This window comes from Shouchella patagoniensis (genome assembly GCF_002019705.1).
Taxonomy (GTDB): domain Bacteria; phylum Bacillota; class Bacilli; order Bacillales; family Bacillaceae_D; genus Shouchella; species Shouchella patagoniensis.
In genome coordinates this window covers 2,859,907-2,875,578 of record NZ_KV917377.1, presented here as the reverse complement: position 1 = coordinate 2,875,578, position 15,672 = coordinate 2,859,907, and the positions used below count along the sequence as shown (strand labels likewise).

At 41.8% G+C, this 15,672-nt stretch carries 14 protein-coding genes and 1 rRNA gene; all 15 read right to left on the bottom strand.

Going from position 1 to position 15,672, the window contains the following annotated elements:
* Nucleotides 1–281 precede the first annotated feature (281 nt).
* Nucleotides 282–1,832 (bottom strand): 16S ribosomal RNA (locus BK584_RS15070).
* Between the two features lie 326 nt (nucleotides 1,833–2,158).
* The gene (gene lysS, locus BK584_RS15065) at nucleotides 2,159–3,667 is read right to left on the bottom strand and encodes a lysine--tRNA ligase (RefSeq protein WP_245808874.1); all 1,509 of its coding nucleotides are present in this window, start codon (nucleotides 3,665–3,667) and stop codon (nucleotides 2,159–2,161) included.
* Nucleotides 3,668–3,946: 279 nt separating this feature from the next.
* Nucleotides 3,947–4,141, bottom strand: coding sequence for a helix-turn-helix domain-containing protein (locus BK584_RS15060; protein ID WP_367579327.1), 195 nt, complete (start codon nucleotides 4,139–4,141; stop codon nucleotides 3,947–3,949).
* Nucleotides 4,102–4,632, bottom strand: a complete 531-nt coding sequence (folK, locus tag BK584_RS15055) for a 2-amino-4-hydroxy-6-hydroxymethyldihydropteridine diphosphokinase (protein ID WP_078393361.1) — start codon at nucleotides 4,630–4,632, stop codon at nucleotides 4,102–4,104. Before folK ends, BK584_RS15060 begins: the two co-directional genes overlap by 40 nt.
* A complete protein-coding gene (gene folB / locus BK584_RS15050) occupies nucleotides 4,622–4,990 on the bottom strand; it encodes a dihydroneopterin aldolase (protein ID WP_078393359.1) in 369 nt (122 codons plus the stop codon). The genes folK and folB overlap by 11 nt, the downstream gene beginning before the upstream one ends.
* Nucleotides 4,983–5,810, bottom strand: coding sequence for a dihydropteroate synthase (gene folP, locus BK584_RS15045; RefSeq protein WP_078393358.1), 828 nt, complete (start codon nucleotides 5,808–5,810; stop codon nucleotides 4,983–4,985). The genes folB and folP overlap by 8 nt, the downstream gene beginning before the upstream one ends.
* 8 nt (nucleotides 5,811–5,818) lie before the next feature.
* Entirely contained in the window at nucleotides 5,819–6,646 is an 828-nt protein-coding gene (pabC, locus tag BK584_RS15040; RefSeq protein WP_078393357.1) for an aminodeoxychorismate lyase, read from the bottom strand.
* On the bottom strand, nucleotides 6,646–7,224 hold the full coding sequence (gene pabA / locus BK584_RS15035; protein ID WP_078393355.1) for an aminodeoxychorismate/anthranilate synthase component II: 579 nt from the start codon (nucleotides 7,222–7,224) through the stop codon (nucleotides 6,646–6,648). Before pabA ends, pabC begins: the two co-directional genes overlap by 1 nt.
* Before the next feature lie 25 nt (nucleotides 7,225–7,249).
* The gene (locus BK584_RS15030; RefSeq protein WP_078395661.1) at nucleotides 7,250–8,632 is read right to left on the bottom strand and encodes an anthranilate synthase component I family protein; all 1,383 of its coding nucleotides are present in this window, start codon (nucleotides 8,630–8,632) and stop codon (nucleotides 7,250–7,252) included.
* Between the two features lie 198 nt (nucleotides 8,633–8,830).
* Nucleotides 8,831–9,769 carry a cysteine synthase A gene (cysK, locus tag BK584_RS15025; RefSeq protein WP_078393354.1) on the bottom strand — a complete coding sequence of 313 codons (939 nt, stop codon included), beginning with the start codon at nucleotides 9,767–9,769 and terminating at the stop codon, nucleotides 8,831–8,833.
* Between the two features lie 124 nt (nucleotides 9,770–9,893).
* Entirely contained in the window at nucleotides 9,894–10,772 is an 879-nt protein-coding gene (gene hslO, locus BK584_RS15020; RefSeq protein WP_078393352.1) for an Hsp33 family molecular chaperone HslO, read from the bottom strand.
* Nucleotide 10,773: 1 nt separating this feature from the next.
* Complete coding sequence (locus tag BK584_RS15015; protein WP_078393351.1) at nucleotides 10,774–11,556, bottom strand: type III pantothenate kinase; 783 nt, start codon at nucleotides 11,554–11,556, stop codon at nucleotides 10,774–10,776.
* A 53-nt stretch (nucleotides 11,557–11,609) separates the two neighbouring features.
* Nucleotides 11,610–13,622, bottom strand: coding sequence for an ATP-dependent zinc metalloprotease FtsH (ftsH, locus tag BK584_RS15010; RefSeq protein ID WP_078393350.1), 2,013 nt, complete (start codon nucleotides 13,620–13,622; stop codon nucleotides 11,610–11,612).
* A gap of 69 nt (nucleotides 13,623–13,691) precedes the next feature.
* Nucleotides 13,692–14,231: a hypoxanthine phosphoribosyltransferase gene (hpt, locus tag BK584_RS15005; RefSeq protein WP_078393349.1), complete on the bottom strand. Its 540-nt coding sequence runs from the start codon at nucleotides 14,229–14,231 to the stop codon at nucleotides 13,692–13,694.
* Between the two features lie 42 nt (nucleotides 14,232–14,273).
* Entirely contained in the window at nucleotides 14,274–15,662 is a 1,389-nt protein-coding gene (tilS, locus tag BK584_RS15000) for a tRNA lysidine(34) synthetase TilS (RefSeq protein WP_078393348.1), read from the bottom strand.
* Between the last annotated feature and the right edge of the window lie 10 nt (nucleotides 15,663–15,672).

Here is a 15,672-nt window from a genome sequence, read left to right as displayed (position 1 = left end):
CAGGCGTTGCCACAAGACGTGGCGTTCTTAGCGTGGTTCCATGCCTTTAACGGGCTATTTTAACAATAGATAAGCAGCGAATCTCTTTGTCTGGTTCATGATTCTCAATCAGTCACGTACGCAAGTACGCTTCTTCAATCGAACATTTCCCATCCTCGATCTTCTTGCTTCTCTTTGTCAAATATGAAATTGAATGAATTGAGTTCATTCAAAACTGAACAAAAGATCCAAAGCGCCAAACAACCGAAGTTGTTCGTCGACTAGAGTAATATACTCCATAGAAAGGAGGTGATCCAGCCGCACCTTCCGATACGGCTACCTTGTTACGACTTCACCCCAATCATTTGTCCCACCTTAGGCGGCTGGCTCCAAAAGGTTACCTCACCGACTTCGGGTGTTACAAACTCTCGTGGTGTGACGGGCGGTGTGTACAAGACCCGGGAACGTATTCACCGCGGCATGCTGATCCGCGATTACTAGCAATTCCGGCTTCATGTAGGCGAGTTGCAGCCTACAATCCGAACTGAGAATGGCTTTATGGGATTGGCTTCACCTCGCGGCTTCGCAACCCTTTGTACCATCCATTGTAGCACGTGTGTAGCCCAGGTCATAAGGGGCATGATGATTTGACGTCGTCCCCACCTTCCTCCGGTTTGTCACCGGCAGTCACCTTAGAGTGCCCAACTAAATGCTGGCAACTAAGATCAAGGGTTGCGCTCGTTGCGGGACTTAACCCAACATCTCACGACACGAGCTGACGACAACCATGCACCACCTGTCACTTTGCCCCCGAAGGGGAAGCTCTGTCTCCAGAGTGGTCAAAGGATGTCAAGACCTGGTAAGGTTCTTCGCGTTGCTTCGAATTAAACCACATGCTCCACTGCTTGTGCGGGTCCCCGTCAATTCCTTTGAGTTTCAACCTTGCGGTCGTACTCCCCAGGCGGAGTGCTTAATGTGTTTACTTCGGCACTACGGGCATCGAAACCCCTAACACCTAGCACTCATCGTTTACGGCGTGGACTACCAGGGTATCTAATCCTGTTTGCTCCCCACGCTTTCGCGCCTCAGCGTCAGTTACAGACCAGAGAGTCGCCTTCGCCACTGGTGTTCCTCCACATATCTACGCATTTCACCGCTACACGTGGAATTCCACTCTCCTCTTCTGCACTCAAGCTTCCCAGTTTCCAATGGCCGCTCGGGGTTGAGCCCCGAGATTTCACATCAGACTTAAGAAGCCGCCTGCGCGCGCTTTACGCCCAATAATTCCGGACAACGCTTGCCACCTACGTATTACCGCGGCTGCTGGCACGTAGTTAGCCGTGGCTTTCTGGTGAGGTACCGTCAAGGTACCGGCTTATTCAACCGATACTTGTTCTTCCCTCACAACAGAGCTTTACGACCCGAAGGCCTTCCTCACTCACGCGGCATTGCTCCGTCAGACTTTCGTCCATTGCGGAAGATTCCCTACTGCTGCCTCCCGTAGGAGTCTGGGCCGTGTCTCAGTCCCAGTGTGGCCGATCACCCTCTCAGGTCGGCTACGCATCGTCGCCTTGGTAAGCCATTACCTTACCAACTAGCTAATGCGCCGCGGGCCCATCCCCTAGTGATAGCACAAAGGCCATCTTTTAACTTTCTCCCAGGAGGGAAAAAGTGTTATCCGGTATTAGCTTCGGTTTCCCGAAGTTATCCCAGTCTAAGGGGCAGGTTGCCCACGTGTTACTCACCCGTCCGCCGCTGACTTCCGGGAGCAAGCTCCCTTCCGTCCGCTCGACTTGCATGTATTAGGCATGCCGCCAGCGTTCGTCCTGAGCCAGGATCAAACTCTCCGTTAAAGTGTTTGACTTGCTCAAAATGTTGCTAGCGCGTTGAATATAAATTCAACGACTTTCATTGACGAGATACCTTGTATCTCTTTATTACGCTTGGCTTTTGTTCAGTTTTCAAAGAACTCGTTGTCGCGTTAGCAACTTTTATATCTTAACAGAATCAAAAGTGCTTGTCAACACTGTTTTTTCTGCTGATTGCGTTGCCGTTATTGTTTCGGCGACAAGAAATAATATACCACTATATGATTATAGGCGCAAGTACTTTTTAATATTATTTTATATTTATTTTTAAATCAAAAGAATGCTGCCCAGTTTCCTGAACAGCACTTCAACTATTCCCCTTGTTCTCTGTTTCTCATTTGTGGGAATAATAATACGTCCCTAATAGAAGGAGCATTCGTTAATAGCATAACTAAACGGTCAATTCCGATACCGAGTCCACCGGTAGGAGGCATACCGTATTCGAGCGCCTCCACAAAATCTTCATCCATCATATGAGCTTCATCGTCACCTTGCTCTCGTTCAACAAGCTGAGCTTCAAAACGCCCACGCTGATCAATTGGGTCATTAAGCTCTGAAAAAGCATTGGCATGTTCCCGACCAACAATAAACAATTCAAACCGATCCGTAAAACGAGGGTCTTCCTCATTCTTTTTCGCTAATGGAGAAATGGCCAATGGGTGTCCATAAACAAACGTTGGTTGGATAAGCGTTTCTTCAACAAAATGTTCAAAGAACTCATTTATAACATGCCCAAAACTCATCGTCTCTTTTACCGGGACACCCTTTTCTTTTGCAATCGACCTTGCTTCCTCATCGCTCATCTCTTTCCAGAAATCAACGCCTGTTGCCTCTTTAACCGCATCAACCATATGAATGCGCGTCCAACCAGGAGCTAAATCGATATTATATTCTCCATACGTCATTGACGTTTTGCCCAGAACTTCCTTGGCAATATGAGCAATGACCCCTTCTGTTAATTCCATAATGTCTTTATAATCCGCATAAGCTTCATAGAGTTCAATCATTGTAAATTCCGGGTTATGTCGTGTCGAAACTCCTTCATTACGGAATACACGCCCGATCTCATAGACTTTCTCTAAACCCCCAACGATAAGGCGTTTTAAATGCAACTCTATCGCTATTCTCATATAAAGTTCCATATCAAGGGTATTATGATGCGTAATAAACGGACGCGCCGAAGCCCCTCCAGGAATGCTATGCATCATTGGCGTTTCAACTTCCAAGAACCCTTGGTCATCAAGATAACGGCGCATCACTTGAATAATTTTGCTCCGAGTAATAAACGTTTCCCTTGAATCTGGACTTGTGATTAAGTCAAGATAGCGCTGGCGATACCTCTGCTCAACATCTTTAAGACCATGGTATTTATCTGGCAAAGGTCGCAGTGATTTCCCTAACAACGTTATTTCAGAAACTTTTACGGACATCTCTCCGACATTTGTCTTAAAAGGCTTACCCGCGACCCCAACCATGTCACCAATATCTAACGATTTAAAAAGGTCATAAGCTTCCTCACCAACAGCATCTTGACGAACATAAATTTGAATTTGTCCTGCTAAGTCCTGGATATGAGCAAAGCCCGCTTTCCCCTTACCTCTTTTTGTCATCAAACGACCCGCAAGAACCGTTCTTTCTTCTTTCCCTTCTAACTCTTCCTTTGTAAAAGCATCAAATTGTTCTACCATCTGTTCAGATGTATGTGTACGTTCAAATTTACCACCGAAAGGATTTATTCCCTGTTCCTGTAGTTGATTTAACTTGTCTCTCCGCACCGCTAAAAGGTCGTGCAGCTCTAATTCTTCCGTCAATACTCTCAACCCCTTGTCCTCATTCACCGAAAAAGGGTAGACCGAGCCTATGCCGATCAAACCCTTTAACGCTTTTTCATATTAGAATTGTACTATAATGCAGACATCTCCGCTAGTTCACGCCCCTCTAAAAAGTCAATGGACTAATTAAAGGCCTTCGCAACATCGCCTCTCGCCTTGTATTCATTTACCTGTCACAAATATGAGCTATCTATCAAAACTAGTATGTTTACAATTTTTTTGAACAGCTAAACATACTTCCGTTAGAAATTTCACACTTAATCAATCTTATAACTGGATCATGTCGGCTTTCGAAACTTGCAAACAATCGCAAATACGAGTAAGTAATTCCTCATCAGGTTCCCTAATTCCCCGTTCAACTTCTCCTAAAAGGGAAACAGAAATATGAATTTCGCGTGCAAATTCCTGCTGTGTATACCCTTTTAGTTTTCTGAACGCACGTATACTCCTGCCCCATTCCATTGGCTCCACCATTTAACACCCTCTTTATCGATAAGTTGCTCCTCACATAGCTCATTAAGTGTTTTACCATATGCTTCGCTGTATATCTCAGGTGCAATTTCAGCAAGAGGAATAAGGACAAACGCCCTTTCCCACATTCTCGGATGTGGAATTTGCAAATCATCCATTTCCATATTTTCTTGCTCAAATAGTAAAATGTCAATATCTACCGTCCTTGGGCCAAAGCGTACATCACGTTCTCTCCCAAGTGCCATTTCTATACGTTGCGTTTCTCGCAACAAATCATACGGACGGAGTGTAGTTTTAATATGAATCGCCATATTTAAAAATGGATCTTGATTTAAATAGCCCACTGGTTCTGTTTCGTATAAGGACGATACCGCTAAAACCTCTATCTCTCTCATTTCACTTAATGCATCAACTGCCTTTTGCAAGTAAGTTTCTCGATCTCCAATATTAGAACCGAGTGCCAAATAAGCACTATATACCACTACGATCCCTCCTAAGTTCTATTGCTACTGAATGATAATGGCCGGGTATAGGAGGATCAGGTTTAATCACTTTAACGGTGCATGTTTGTAAATGGCTATACGCCTCTAATAAACAATCGCTAATCTGCTGAGCAACAGCTTCCACTAATTTATACGGTTCTCCTTCAACAATCTCTTGCACACGCTTATGGATATCTCCATAATCAATAGACGCATTAAGATCATCTTGTTTAGCAGCACCACTTAAGTCGAGTTCTAATATCAAATCAACTATAAAGCGTTGTCCAAGCTTAGTCTCTTCTGGGAATACACCGTGATAGCCGTAAAATGACAACTGGTTTAAATATATTTTATCCAATAGAATCTCTCCTCTCAAGCATTGCATCCATCATAACTGCCATCCGTTTTATTTCTTTCACATCATGAACTCTCATTATTCCTGCGCCTTTAGCAATTCCTAGACAAACTGTAGCACCAGTTCCTTCCAAGCGATCATTAGCAGGCAAATGCAAGGTTTCTGCAATTAAAGATTTACGTGAAGTACCTAGTAAAACAGGGTACCCCATCTCAACAATACGATTAAGTTCTCTCATAATTTGCAAGTTCTGCTCATAAGATTTTGCAAAACCGACACCTGGATCAAGCCATATATGACTTTCTAAAACTCCTGCATCAACGCATATGTTTACACTTTCTCTTAAGTCATCTTTCACATCATCAATGAACGAGACATAATGTGTATCCTGGCGATTATGCATAAGAATGATTGGAACTTCGAGTGATGCAGCAACCTTCGCCATATCAGGATCAGCTTTTGCCCCCCATACATCGTTGATTATCGTAGCACCAGCCAACACTGCGGCTTTAGCGGTCTTTGCTTTGTACGTATCAACAGAAATCGGAGTGTTAAAATGAGCGGTTACTTTCTCAATGACTGGAATAATTCGTTCTATTTCTTCTTCGGCTGATACCGGAGTATAGCCAGGACGTGTTGACTCCCCACCAATATCAAGAATATCTGCCCCAGCATCAATTAATTCTTCCGCTCGTTTGAGTGCTCGATCCACATCGTTATACCGCCCTCCATCAGAGAACGAATCTGGAGTTGCATTTAATATCCCCATAATTTTCGTTCTTGAACCAGGTTGGACTTGCAATGAAAATGTTTGTGCCGTCATGTTACTCGTTACTCCTTTTCTTGTGCAGCCATAGCATAAGCTGATGAGACAATTTTAGAAAATCTGCCTGAATAGAGAATATGACCATCCAACTTCGAAACAGGGACGACTCCTTGTATAGAGTTTGTTACGAACATATCCTCCGCTCTATACAACTCATTTTCTGTATAGTATCCCTGTTCCACTTTATAACCTAATGACTCAATTAACTTGATTACAAAAGACCTTGTCACTCCGTCTAATATCCCCGTCGACAAACAAGGCGTGTAAACTCGATTATTTATTTTCCAAAAAAGATTCGAAACAATTCCTTCAGCCACATAACCTGTTTCTGTTAAGAAAATACCTTCGGCTTTTGTATCGCCAATTTCTTGTTTTGCGAGGATATTGTTCAAATAGTGATGAGACTTTAACCTTTTCTCACCTTCAGGAGTATTTCTTGGCAAACGAAGAATGACCGCTTCTTTTGCTACCGGTGGAACAGGCAATTCTTTCATAAATACGATTACTTGAGGTTCTCTATAGTGTTGCGAGGACAACCCAACCTCTCGAATACCTGCCGACACATTCCATCTGACGTATCCCCTATTTAAGCCATTCGCTTGAAGCAACTCCGCTGTAACACGATATACTTCTGTTACTGTTACGTCATAATGAACACCAATTGAGTGTAATCCTTCTTTCAGGCGATTAATGTGTTCATCCAGTAAAAAAATGTCATTATCTATAACCGCAAATGTTTCAAATAAGCCCAATCCATATAAAAAACCATGGTCAAATACAGAAACAAATGCATCTTCTTCATGCACCAACTGTCCATTTATTGAAACATACATTACATACCGACCTTGTAGGCATTAACAAACTGACGAAGCATTCGTTTTCCTTCTACTGTTAAAATTGACTCAGGGTGAAATTGGACGCCTTCAATAGCATATTCCTTATGGCGAATCGCCATAATTTCTCCTTCAGACGTCTCAGCTGTAATTTCAAAGCAACTAGGTAATGAATGTCGTTCAACAATAAGGGAATGATAACGGGTCACGACCATCGGATTAGGTAAATCAGCAAAAACGGTTTTATTATTATGATGAATAGGTGAAGTCTTTCCATGCATAAGACGTTCGGCCCGAACAACCTTACCTCCAAATGCTTGTGCTATCGCCTGATGACCTAGACAGACGCCAAAAATTGGAGTAACACCAGCGAATGTTCTTACCGTCTCTAAACTAATGCCAGCTTCATTTGGACTACACGGACCAGGTGAAATCATAATAATCGACGGATTCAACGCCTTTATCTCCTGTATCGTAATTTCATCGTTTCGCTTTACTATAAGTTCCTCTCCCATTTCACCTAAATACTGGACTAAGTTATACGTAAACGAATCGTAGTTATCAATCATTAAAATCATTATTGTTCCTCCTCGGCTCTGCTCATTATTGACTTACTTTTCTCTGCTCTGCTAAATCAAACGCATTCCAAAGCGCTTGTGCCTTTTTCATTGATTCTTTATATTCATGGTCTGGATTTGAATCAATGACAATCCCAGCGCCAGCTTGTACATGAGCTTCCCCATCCTGGCAAATCATCGTTCTAATAACTATATTCAGTTCCATATCACCATTAAATCCAATCCAACCTATTGCTCCTGTATACAAACCCCTTCGGACCGGCTCCAATTCTTCAATAATTTCCATTGTTCTTACCTTAGGGGCACCTGTAATTGTGCCACCAGGAAAGACAGCACGGATACAATCATATAAAGAATATCCTTCTGCTAACTGACTTTTGACATTTGAAACTAAGTGCATGACATGGGAATAACGCTCGATCACCATCAGCTCGTTTACTTCAACGGAACCATAAGTACTGACTCGCCCTAGATCATTCCTCTCTAAGTCCACAAGCATAACATGCTCCGCTCGTTCCTTTTCATCCCCTAGTAATTCTGCAGCTAATTTAACGTCTTCTGATTCTACCCGGCCACGGGATCTAGTACCCGCAATTGGCCTAGCGCTTAATTCATTTCCTCTTTTCTTTACCAAAAGTTCTGGCGAAGCACTAACAATTTGTCTTTCTGGTGTATGAATATAACTCATGTATGGTGAAGGGTTCACCACTCTCAAATGCTTGTACACCTCTAACGGCTCTACACGAAGTGGACGTGAATGACGTACCGATAAGTTAACTTGAAAAACATCTCCATTAGCAATATACTGTTGAACAGCCTTCACTGCTTGGGCGAATCCTTCTTCAGTAAATGTTACGTCTTCCCCACCACGAGAATGGCTATCTAAATTAGTGCGTTCACCTTGTACTTGTGGTTCTACGTATTGACTCCATGTTGTTTCATACCCATCTAAACGAATTTGTAATTCTTCATGATTTAATCCATTAGCATACAACCATAACTCTTCCGTTTCATGATCATATACAAATAAATCTTCAAATACGAGAAAATAAAGTTCCGGCAACTTTAAATCATCAACCGCAGACTCATCTAATTTTTCAATTTCGCGGACCACATCATAGCTAACAAACCCGATTGCTCCCCCTTGAACAGGCGGCCCTTCAATTTGCTTTGCTACATTGTATGGTTTAAGCACTTCCTCAAGAGATTTAAGTAAAGATCCTTCATACGTTTTTACACCAGTACGATCCGTTATGGAAAGCTTGTTGCCTTTACCTTCAATTGTAGCCTCTGGTCGAATGCCCATTATGCTATATCTACCAGACCTCCCGCTTTCTAGCAGAATATGGTGTGGTTCATTCGCCGAAAGTGACAAGAATCTTTCGTACCACTCTGTTTTAGGGATCATTATTCGCCTTGCCACTGTCTTACGAATTAATTGCTTCTCTTGTTTCAAAAACCTTCACTCCGTCTCCAAGCTGTATGAGCTTATTTTACTAAACTCTATTCAATAATAAAAGCAGCCTCTTTAAAAAGAGGCTGCTTTTAACCTGGAAATTTACGCCGCTAAAACTCTATCTCCGGTCCTGAACCTTTTAAAATAAAGTTAAGACTGAGCCGTTTCCTCATCAAATTGGTATAGAGGCGTACTTAAATAGCGCTCACCGTTGGAAGGAATGATAGCGACTACTTTCTTCCCTGGTCCTAATTCCTTTGCTAGTTGAAGCGCCCCATAAATTGCAGCCCCTGATGAAATACCCCCAAGAATACCCTCTTCTTTTGCAGCACGACGGGAATATTCAAAAGCTTGTTCTGTGGATACTTGCACAATTTCATCATAAACTTCTGTGTCCAGTATCCCCGGCACGAAGCCTGGTCCAATACCTTGTAGCTTATGAGGTCCTGGTTTACCACCAGATAATATTGCTGAATCTTTAGGCTCGATCGCTACAACTCTAAGTCCTGGAAAGTTCTCTTTTAACAGGCCTCCAGCACCAGTAATTGTACCACCAGTACCTATACCTGAAACAAAGCCATCTAATTGCCCATCAACTTGTTCAAGCAGCTCCTTACCAGTTGTTTCTCGATGAATCTTCGGATTAGCTCCATTCTCAAATTGTTGAGGCATAAAATATCCCTCTTGTTTCGCAAGTTCTGTAGCTTTTCGAATTGCTCCCCCCATACCTTCAGGTCCAGGAGTTAGTACTAATTCCGCTCCATATGCTCTTAAGAGGTTACGGCGTTCTAGACTCATTGTTTCCGGCATTACAAGTTTTGCTTTATAGCCTTTTGCAGCAGCCACCATCGCGAGGCCGATACCCGTGTTTCCACTTGTCGGTTCAACAATCGTTGTACCAGGCTGCAATTCGCCAGCCTCTTCTGCTGCGTTAATCATCGCAAGAGCAATACGATCTTTAACACTACTTCCTGGGTTTTGATATTCGAGCTTCAAATAAACGTCCGCATACTCATCCGTAGTCAGGCGGTTCAGTTTAACAAGCGGTGTATTACCAATCAGTTCTGTAATGTTATTCACAACGGTCATGAAAATGCCTCCTCTTAATCCCTAGTAATTTTATTGGTTTTATACAAAAAGAATACCAAACACTTTCAGATAAGTCAATCAATATACATAATAAAATCCGTCCACATAAAGTGGACGGATTTTATTAATCTGCCTTTATAAGCAATTCACCAAGTTCTTTTTCAGAAAAAGTGTATGACTCGTTACAGAAATTACAAGTTGTTTCCGCCCCGCCATCTTCTTCAATCATAGCTTCGATTTCTTTTTGTCCTAAACTTATAATTGCATTACCTATTCGTTTTTTTGAACAAGTACATTGGAAAACAACAGGTTTTTCCTCTAAGAACTTCACATTCTCATCACCTAGCAGTGATTGGAGTATTTCCTTAGGAGGCATACCCATCTCTACAAGTTTTGATATTGGAGGAATGGAGCTTAAACGTTTTTCGATTTCTACAATTGTAGATTCTTGTGCTCCAGGCATAAGCTGAATAACAAACCCACCTGCAGCAAGAACCGATTCATCTGGATTAACCAGCACCCCAACACCTACAGAGGAAGGTGTTTGTTCAGAATTAGCGAAGTAATACGTGAAGTCTTCACCAATTTCTCCAGAGACTAGAGGTACACTGCCTGTGAACGGTTCCCTCATACCTAGATCTTTAACAACCGATAGTGTTCCTTCAGTACCAACAACTCCAGCCACGTCCAGCTTCCCATTTTGATTAAGTTCTGGATTAACATGAGGGTTTGTTACCGTACCTCTAGTTGCACCATTTGCGTGACTATCAACTATTATATGACCAATTGGTCCGTTACCCTCAATACGAACAGTTAATTTCTCTTCACCTTTTAGCATTGCGGCCATTAATGTTCCACCCATCATTGCTCTTCCAAGAGCAGCTGATGCTGCCGGCCATGTTCCTTGTCTTCTACAAGCTTCCGCAACCATATCTGTCGCTACTAATGATAAAGCACGTACTTCACCGTTAAAAGCTGTTGCTCTAACTAAATAATCACTCATGCTATCCACTCCTGTTGCTCTTGTTTTTGTCATAAATAAGCTTTAATCCTTTAAGTGTCAATTTAGGCTCGACGTACTGAATGTGCTTAGATTCATCAGCATACAAATGAGCTAATCCCCCTGTGGCGATTACCTTTGCATCATGCAGCCGTTGCTCTTTAATGATCCGTTCAATCATACCATCAATCATACTCAGATACCCATAATACGTCCCGCTTTGAATAGACCCAATTGTCGTTTTACCTACAACCGCATTTGGTTTATGAAGTTCAAGTCGAGGTAACTTTGAAGCCTTTTCTGATAAAGCTTCTGCCGAAATAGCCGCTCCCGGGGCAATAACACCCCCTCGGTACCGATGTTGGTCGTCGATACAACAAAATGTCGTTGCCGTCCCAATATCGATAACAATGCAAGGGGCACCAAAATTAGCGATGGCAGCAACTGCGTTTGATATTCGATCGGCCCCTACTTCTTTAGGGTCTTCATATTGAATATTTAACCCTGTTTTTACACCAGGACCAACAATGATTGGCTCTACTTGAAAGTAATCTCTGCACATTTTTCGAAACCGATGCATAATCGTTGGTACTACCGAAGAAATAATAACACCATTCACCGTTTCGATATGGTGGTTTTTTAATTGGAAAAATGAATGTAACAGCATCGCATATTCATCACTCGTCTTATCATGTGTCGTAGCGATTCGAAATATAGAATCACATTCGTTTTTATTATAAATGCCTATAACGATTGATGAATTCCCAATATCGATGGCGAGTATCATTTCAAATCCTCCTTAAGGAAAAAGAGAGTGCCAATTGGCACCCTCCGTTTTCTTTATTCATTGCGGTCACTACGATTGTCTCGACCTTTTGAGTTAATTTCATCCTCAAATGAAGGGCGGTTTTCTTCAACATTTGTTGTTTCTTCGTATGCACCTTCAACATTTGCATCATCATCTTTTGATTGGATATTCACTTTTAAATCATCAACTCTCCTTGAAGCATGATGATTTTCAGGAAGCTTTCCTTCGTTAATTAACGACTGAATCTGCTCCGCATCAAGTGTTTCTAACTCAATTAGTTTTTGAGCAACCAAATCAAGGCTATCTTTATTCGCTATGAGAATCTGTTTGCATCGTTCATAGCTATCCTTAATGATACGTTGAACTTCTAAATCAATTTCATGAGCAATGGCATCCGAATAATTTTGGTCATTTTGAATGTCTCTTCCTAAGAACACCTGTCCTCCAGAGCTCTGTCCAAATTGCATCGGTCCAAGCTTATCACTCATTCCATATTCGGTAACCATTTTTCTTGCAATAGCTGTTGCACGTTGGAAGTCATTATGGGCACCAGTAGATACTTCTCCAAACTGCACTTCTTCGGCCACACGACCTCCAAGGAGTCCAACAATTTTATCAAGTAACTCAGGCTTCGTCATAAAGTAGCGATCTTCTTTCGGTAACATCATTGCGTATCCGCCTGCCATTCCACGTGGAACTATTGTTACTTTATGAACAGTATCAGCACTTTCAAGTTTCACACCAACTACAGTGTGTCCAGCCTCATGCCAAGCGACGATGTTCTTTTCTTTTTTAGAAATAACACGACTTTTCTTAGCAGGTCCAGCGATGACTCGATCAATCGCTTCTTCAATATGTTCCATACCAATTTCGGTCTTATTATCTCTCGCAGCCACAAGAGCCGCTTCATTCAGAAGGTTTTCTAAATCCGCTCCAGAGAATCCAGGAGTACGAACGGCAATTAAATCTAACTTCACATCTTCACGAAGTGGTTTATTACGCGCGTGTACTTGAAGGACCTCTTCACGACCTTTTACGTCTGGCGCATTAACTTGAATCTGTCTATCAAAACGACCTGGACGAAGCAATGCAGGGTCCAAAATATCTGCACGGTTTGTCGCGGCTATAATGATGATTCCTTCGTTTGCACTAAAACCATCCATTTCTACAAGCAACTGGTTCAGTGTCTGTTCGCGTTCATCATGTCCGCCGCCTAAACCAGCACCACGTTGACGACCAACAGCATCAATCTCATCAATGAAAATGATACAAGGTGAATTCTTTTTCGCGTTTTCGAATAAATCACGTACACGAGAAGCACCTACACCTACAAACATTTCGACGAAATCTGAACCACTGATTGAGAAGAATGGTACACCAGCTTCACCAGCTACAGCTCTCGCCAGTAAGGTTTTACCTGTACCAGGAGGTCCAACAAGAAGTACTCCTTTTGGAATACGTGCTCCAATTGCAGAGAATCTGCGTGGATCTTTTAGAAATTCAACAACTTCAACAAGTTCTTGTTTTTCTTCGTCAGCACCAGCAACGTCTTTAAATTTCGCTTTTTTCTTTTCATCACTTACCATTTTCGCTTTACTCTTACCAAAGTTCATGACGCGGTTTCCACCACCGCCACCTCCGCCTTGGGCAGAACTCATTAAAAAGATAATGATTAAAAAGATAAGTAAAAATGGGAGGATTAAAATAATGGTCGAAAACCAATTGCTTTGTTCTTCCTCTGGCTCTACTGTTAATTGAACATTTTCTATATCAGCCAAAAAGCCCGTTGTAATATCAGAATTAAATACATAGGTTCTAAAATTCTCATCTTCAGTTTGATCCGTGAACTGTCCGGTCACAACCAGTACATCCCGTTCCGGCTGAACATGCATATTCTCAACGTCACCTTGCTCAAGTCTTTCTATAAACTCATCGTAGCGAACTTCACTCGTTTCAGTTTGATCACCTGTTACGCTCTGGACAGCAGCAATGACGATCAACATTAAAATCGTTAAGATGATTATTGTACGTACTGTACGATTCATTCTGTACCTCCTCCCGCATCCAACAAAACTGCACCTATCTTACCACATTGACTTGCCGCACACCAACGATTAGCTTTCATATACTTCTGGCTTTAAAATTCCGACATAAGGCAAATTCCGGTATCTTTCCGCGAAGTCAAGACCATAACCAACTACGAACTCATCAGGAACGATAAATCCCGTTTTATCTGGTACAAGATCAACCTTCCTACCTTCAGGTTTATCAAGCAGTGTGACAACTTTAACAGAACGGGCTTTCCGATACTTAAATAGCTCAACTAAGTAACTTAAAGTTAATCCACTGTCAATAATGTCTTCTACGATAAGAACATCACGATCTTCTACTTTCGTATCAAGGTCTTTTACAATCTTAACTTCTCCCGAAGAAACTGTCCCTTTTCCATAACTAGACACGTCCATAAAATCAATTTCTAAGTGCGTATCGACGGCTTTGATTAAATCAGCCATAAAAGGGAGCGCCCCTTTTAATACACCAACAAACAATGGAAAACGATCACGATATTCTTCAGTGATATCATGCCCCAATTCCTTAACTTTTTCCTGAATTTGTTCTTCTGATAATAAGATCTCTTTCATGTCGTTCTTCATGTACGTTATAGTACCTCCTGTTAATCATGCCATCCCTTTTCGTCATAACTTTTTTTTGGAAAAAGTTACACGGAGCAGTTGACCTGTTGTTTGTTTAAGTTGAGAAACATTTGATTTCATTAAGTGGGGAATCCATAAAACCGTGCCATTGCCATCCACTAACAACGGCCATTCATCCCTAATTTGTCGATCTACCTTTTTATCAATAAAAACTCGGTTTACTTTTTTACTCCCATTTAACCCCTTTGGGTACAGTTTGTCTCCAGCTCTACGATTTCGTATGTATAATGGAAAAACCAAATCTCCTAGCAAAAAAAAGGCTTCGTCACCTGCATACTCTGTCGAGCCATTATATAAATCCGCCCTCATTTCTCCTAACGGCGTACGGACAGTTCCTGGTACGCTAAGCTCTAAACAGTATTCTACTGATTCCACAGTTGGCCCCCGCGTAAACATATATGTATCATACGAGCGGAGTAATTTAACCCCTTCACGTAAATCCATTTGAGCAAATCCCGTTTCGTCTTGCAAAAAAGGGATAATCTGCTCGATGTACACAGAAAAATCACGCAATCTATCCGAGCCATACAGATAATTTAATATTAGATGAATCATTCTCCTTTGTAAAGGAAAGGGGGTGGCTTGAAAGAGCTCTTTTGAAATTGTGATAGAATCCTTTGTTTTATTCAATGAAATCTTCTCTAAACGGTCTTCCGCATATGCTAAAAGAAGTTGATTATCTTTCTCTTGCCACTCATCATAACGCCTAATATGTGTATGGAAGAGTGGGTTTTCTTTCTTTAAGTGAGGGATAACCTTATCTCTCATACGATTGCGACTATACGCATCAGATAAATTACTTGAGTCTGTTCGGTAGAGAATGCCAAAATCCGCGCAAAATTGCAGGATCGCTGCTTTCGTTTCCGCTAGAAATGGCCGAACGAGAGTCCCATCAGCAAATGGCCTTTTACTGAGAATACCTAACTTTGTATACGGGGTTGTCCCTCGTACCAACTTCATCAAAACGGTTTCAGCCTCATCATCACCGTGATGTGCTGTGACAATCACATTCGCCCCAACCCTCTTCATCTCGTTTTCAAAAGCCTCATAACGTAATTGCCTAGCAGCAATTTGCGTACCTAATTTGTGTTTTTCTTTATAGGCAGCAATGTTCAGTCGCTTTTCCGAATAAGGGATATCATATTCTTGGCATTGCTCTTTAACGAACTGTGCGTCTTTGTCCGATTCTTCACCGCGAAGCAAATGGTTGATATGGAATACAAAAAGCTTCCAACCCCATTTCTTTTGTAAATTGGCGAGAACATAGAGAAGAGACATTGAATCTGGACCTCCCGATACAGCAATTAAAATTGTATCGTTCTTATTAAGTAAGTTATTATTTATAATAAACTCTTCCACTCGTTCTTTCATTCTATTCGCC

Excerpts from the sequence above, each read along its gene's own strand:
- BK584_RS15060 (WP_367579327.1), bottom strand. The coding sequence starts at position 4,141 with ATGGAATGGGGCAGGAGTATACGTGCGTTCAGAAAACTAAAAGGGTAT.
- folP (WP_078393358.1), bottom strand. The coding sequence starts at position 5,810 with ATGACGGCACAAACATTTTCATTGCAAGTCCAACCTGGTTCAAGAACG.
- pabC (WP_078393357.1), bottom strand. The coding sequence starts at position 6,646 with ATGTATGTTTCAATAAATGGACAGTTGGTGCATGAAGAAGATGCATTT.
- pabA (WP_078393355.1), bottom strand. The coding sequence starts at position 7,224 with ATGATTTTAATGATTGATAACTACGATTCGTTTACGTATAACTTAGTC.
- BK584_RS15030 (WP_078395661.1), bottom strand. The coding sequence starts at position 8,632 with ATGATCCCTAAAACAGAGTGGTACGAAAGATTCTTGTCACTTTCGGCG.
- cysK (WP_078393354.1), bottom strand. The coding sequence starts at position 9,769 with ATGACCGTTGTGAATAACATTACAGAACTGATTGGTAATACACCGCTT.
- hslO (WP_078393352.1), bottom strand. The coding sequence starts at position 10,772 with ATGAGTGATTATTTAGTTAGAGCAACAGCTTTTAACGGTGAAGTACGT.
- BK584_RS15015 (WP_078393351.1), bottom strand. The coding sequence starts at position 11,556 with ATGATACTCGCCATCGATATTGGGAATTCATCAATCGTTATAGGCATT.
- ftsH (WP_078393350.1), bottom strand. The coding sequence starts at position 13,622 with ATGAATCGTACAGTACGTACAATAATCATCTTAACGATTTTAATGTTG.
- hpt (WP_078393349.1), bottom strand. The coding sequence starts at position 14,231 with ATGAAGAACGACATGAAAGAGATCTTATTATCAGAAGAACAAATTCAG.
- tilS (WP_078393348.1), bottom strand. The coding sequence starts at position 15,662 with ATGAAAGAACGAGTGGAAGAGTTTATTATAAATAATAACTTACTTAAT.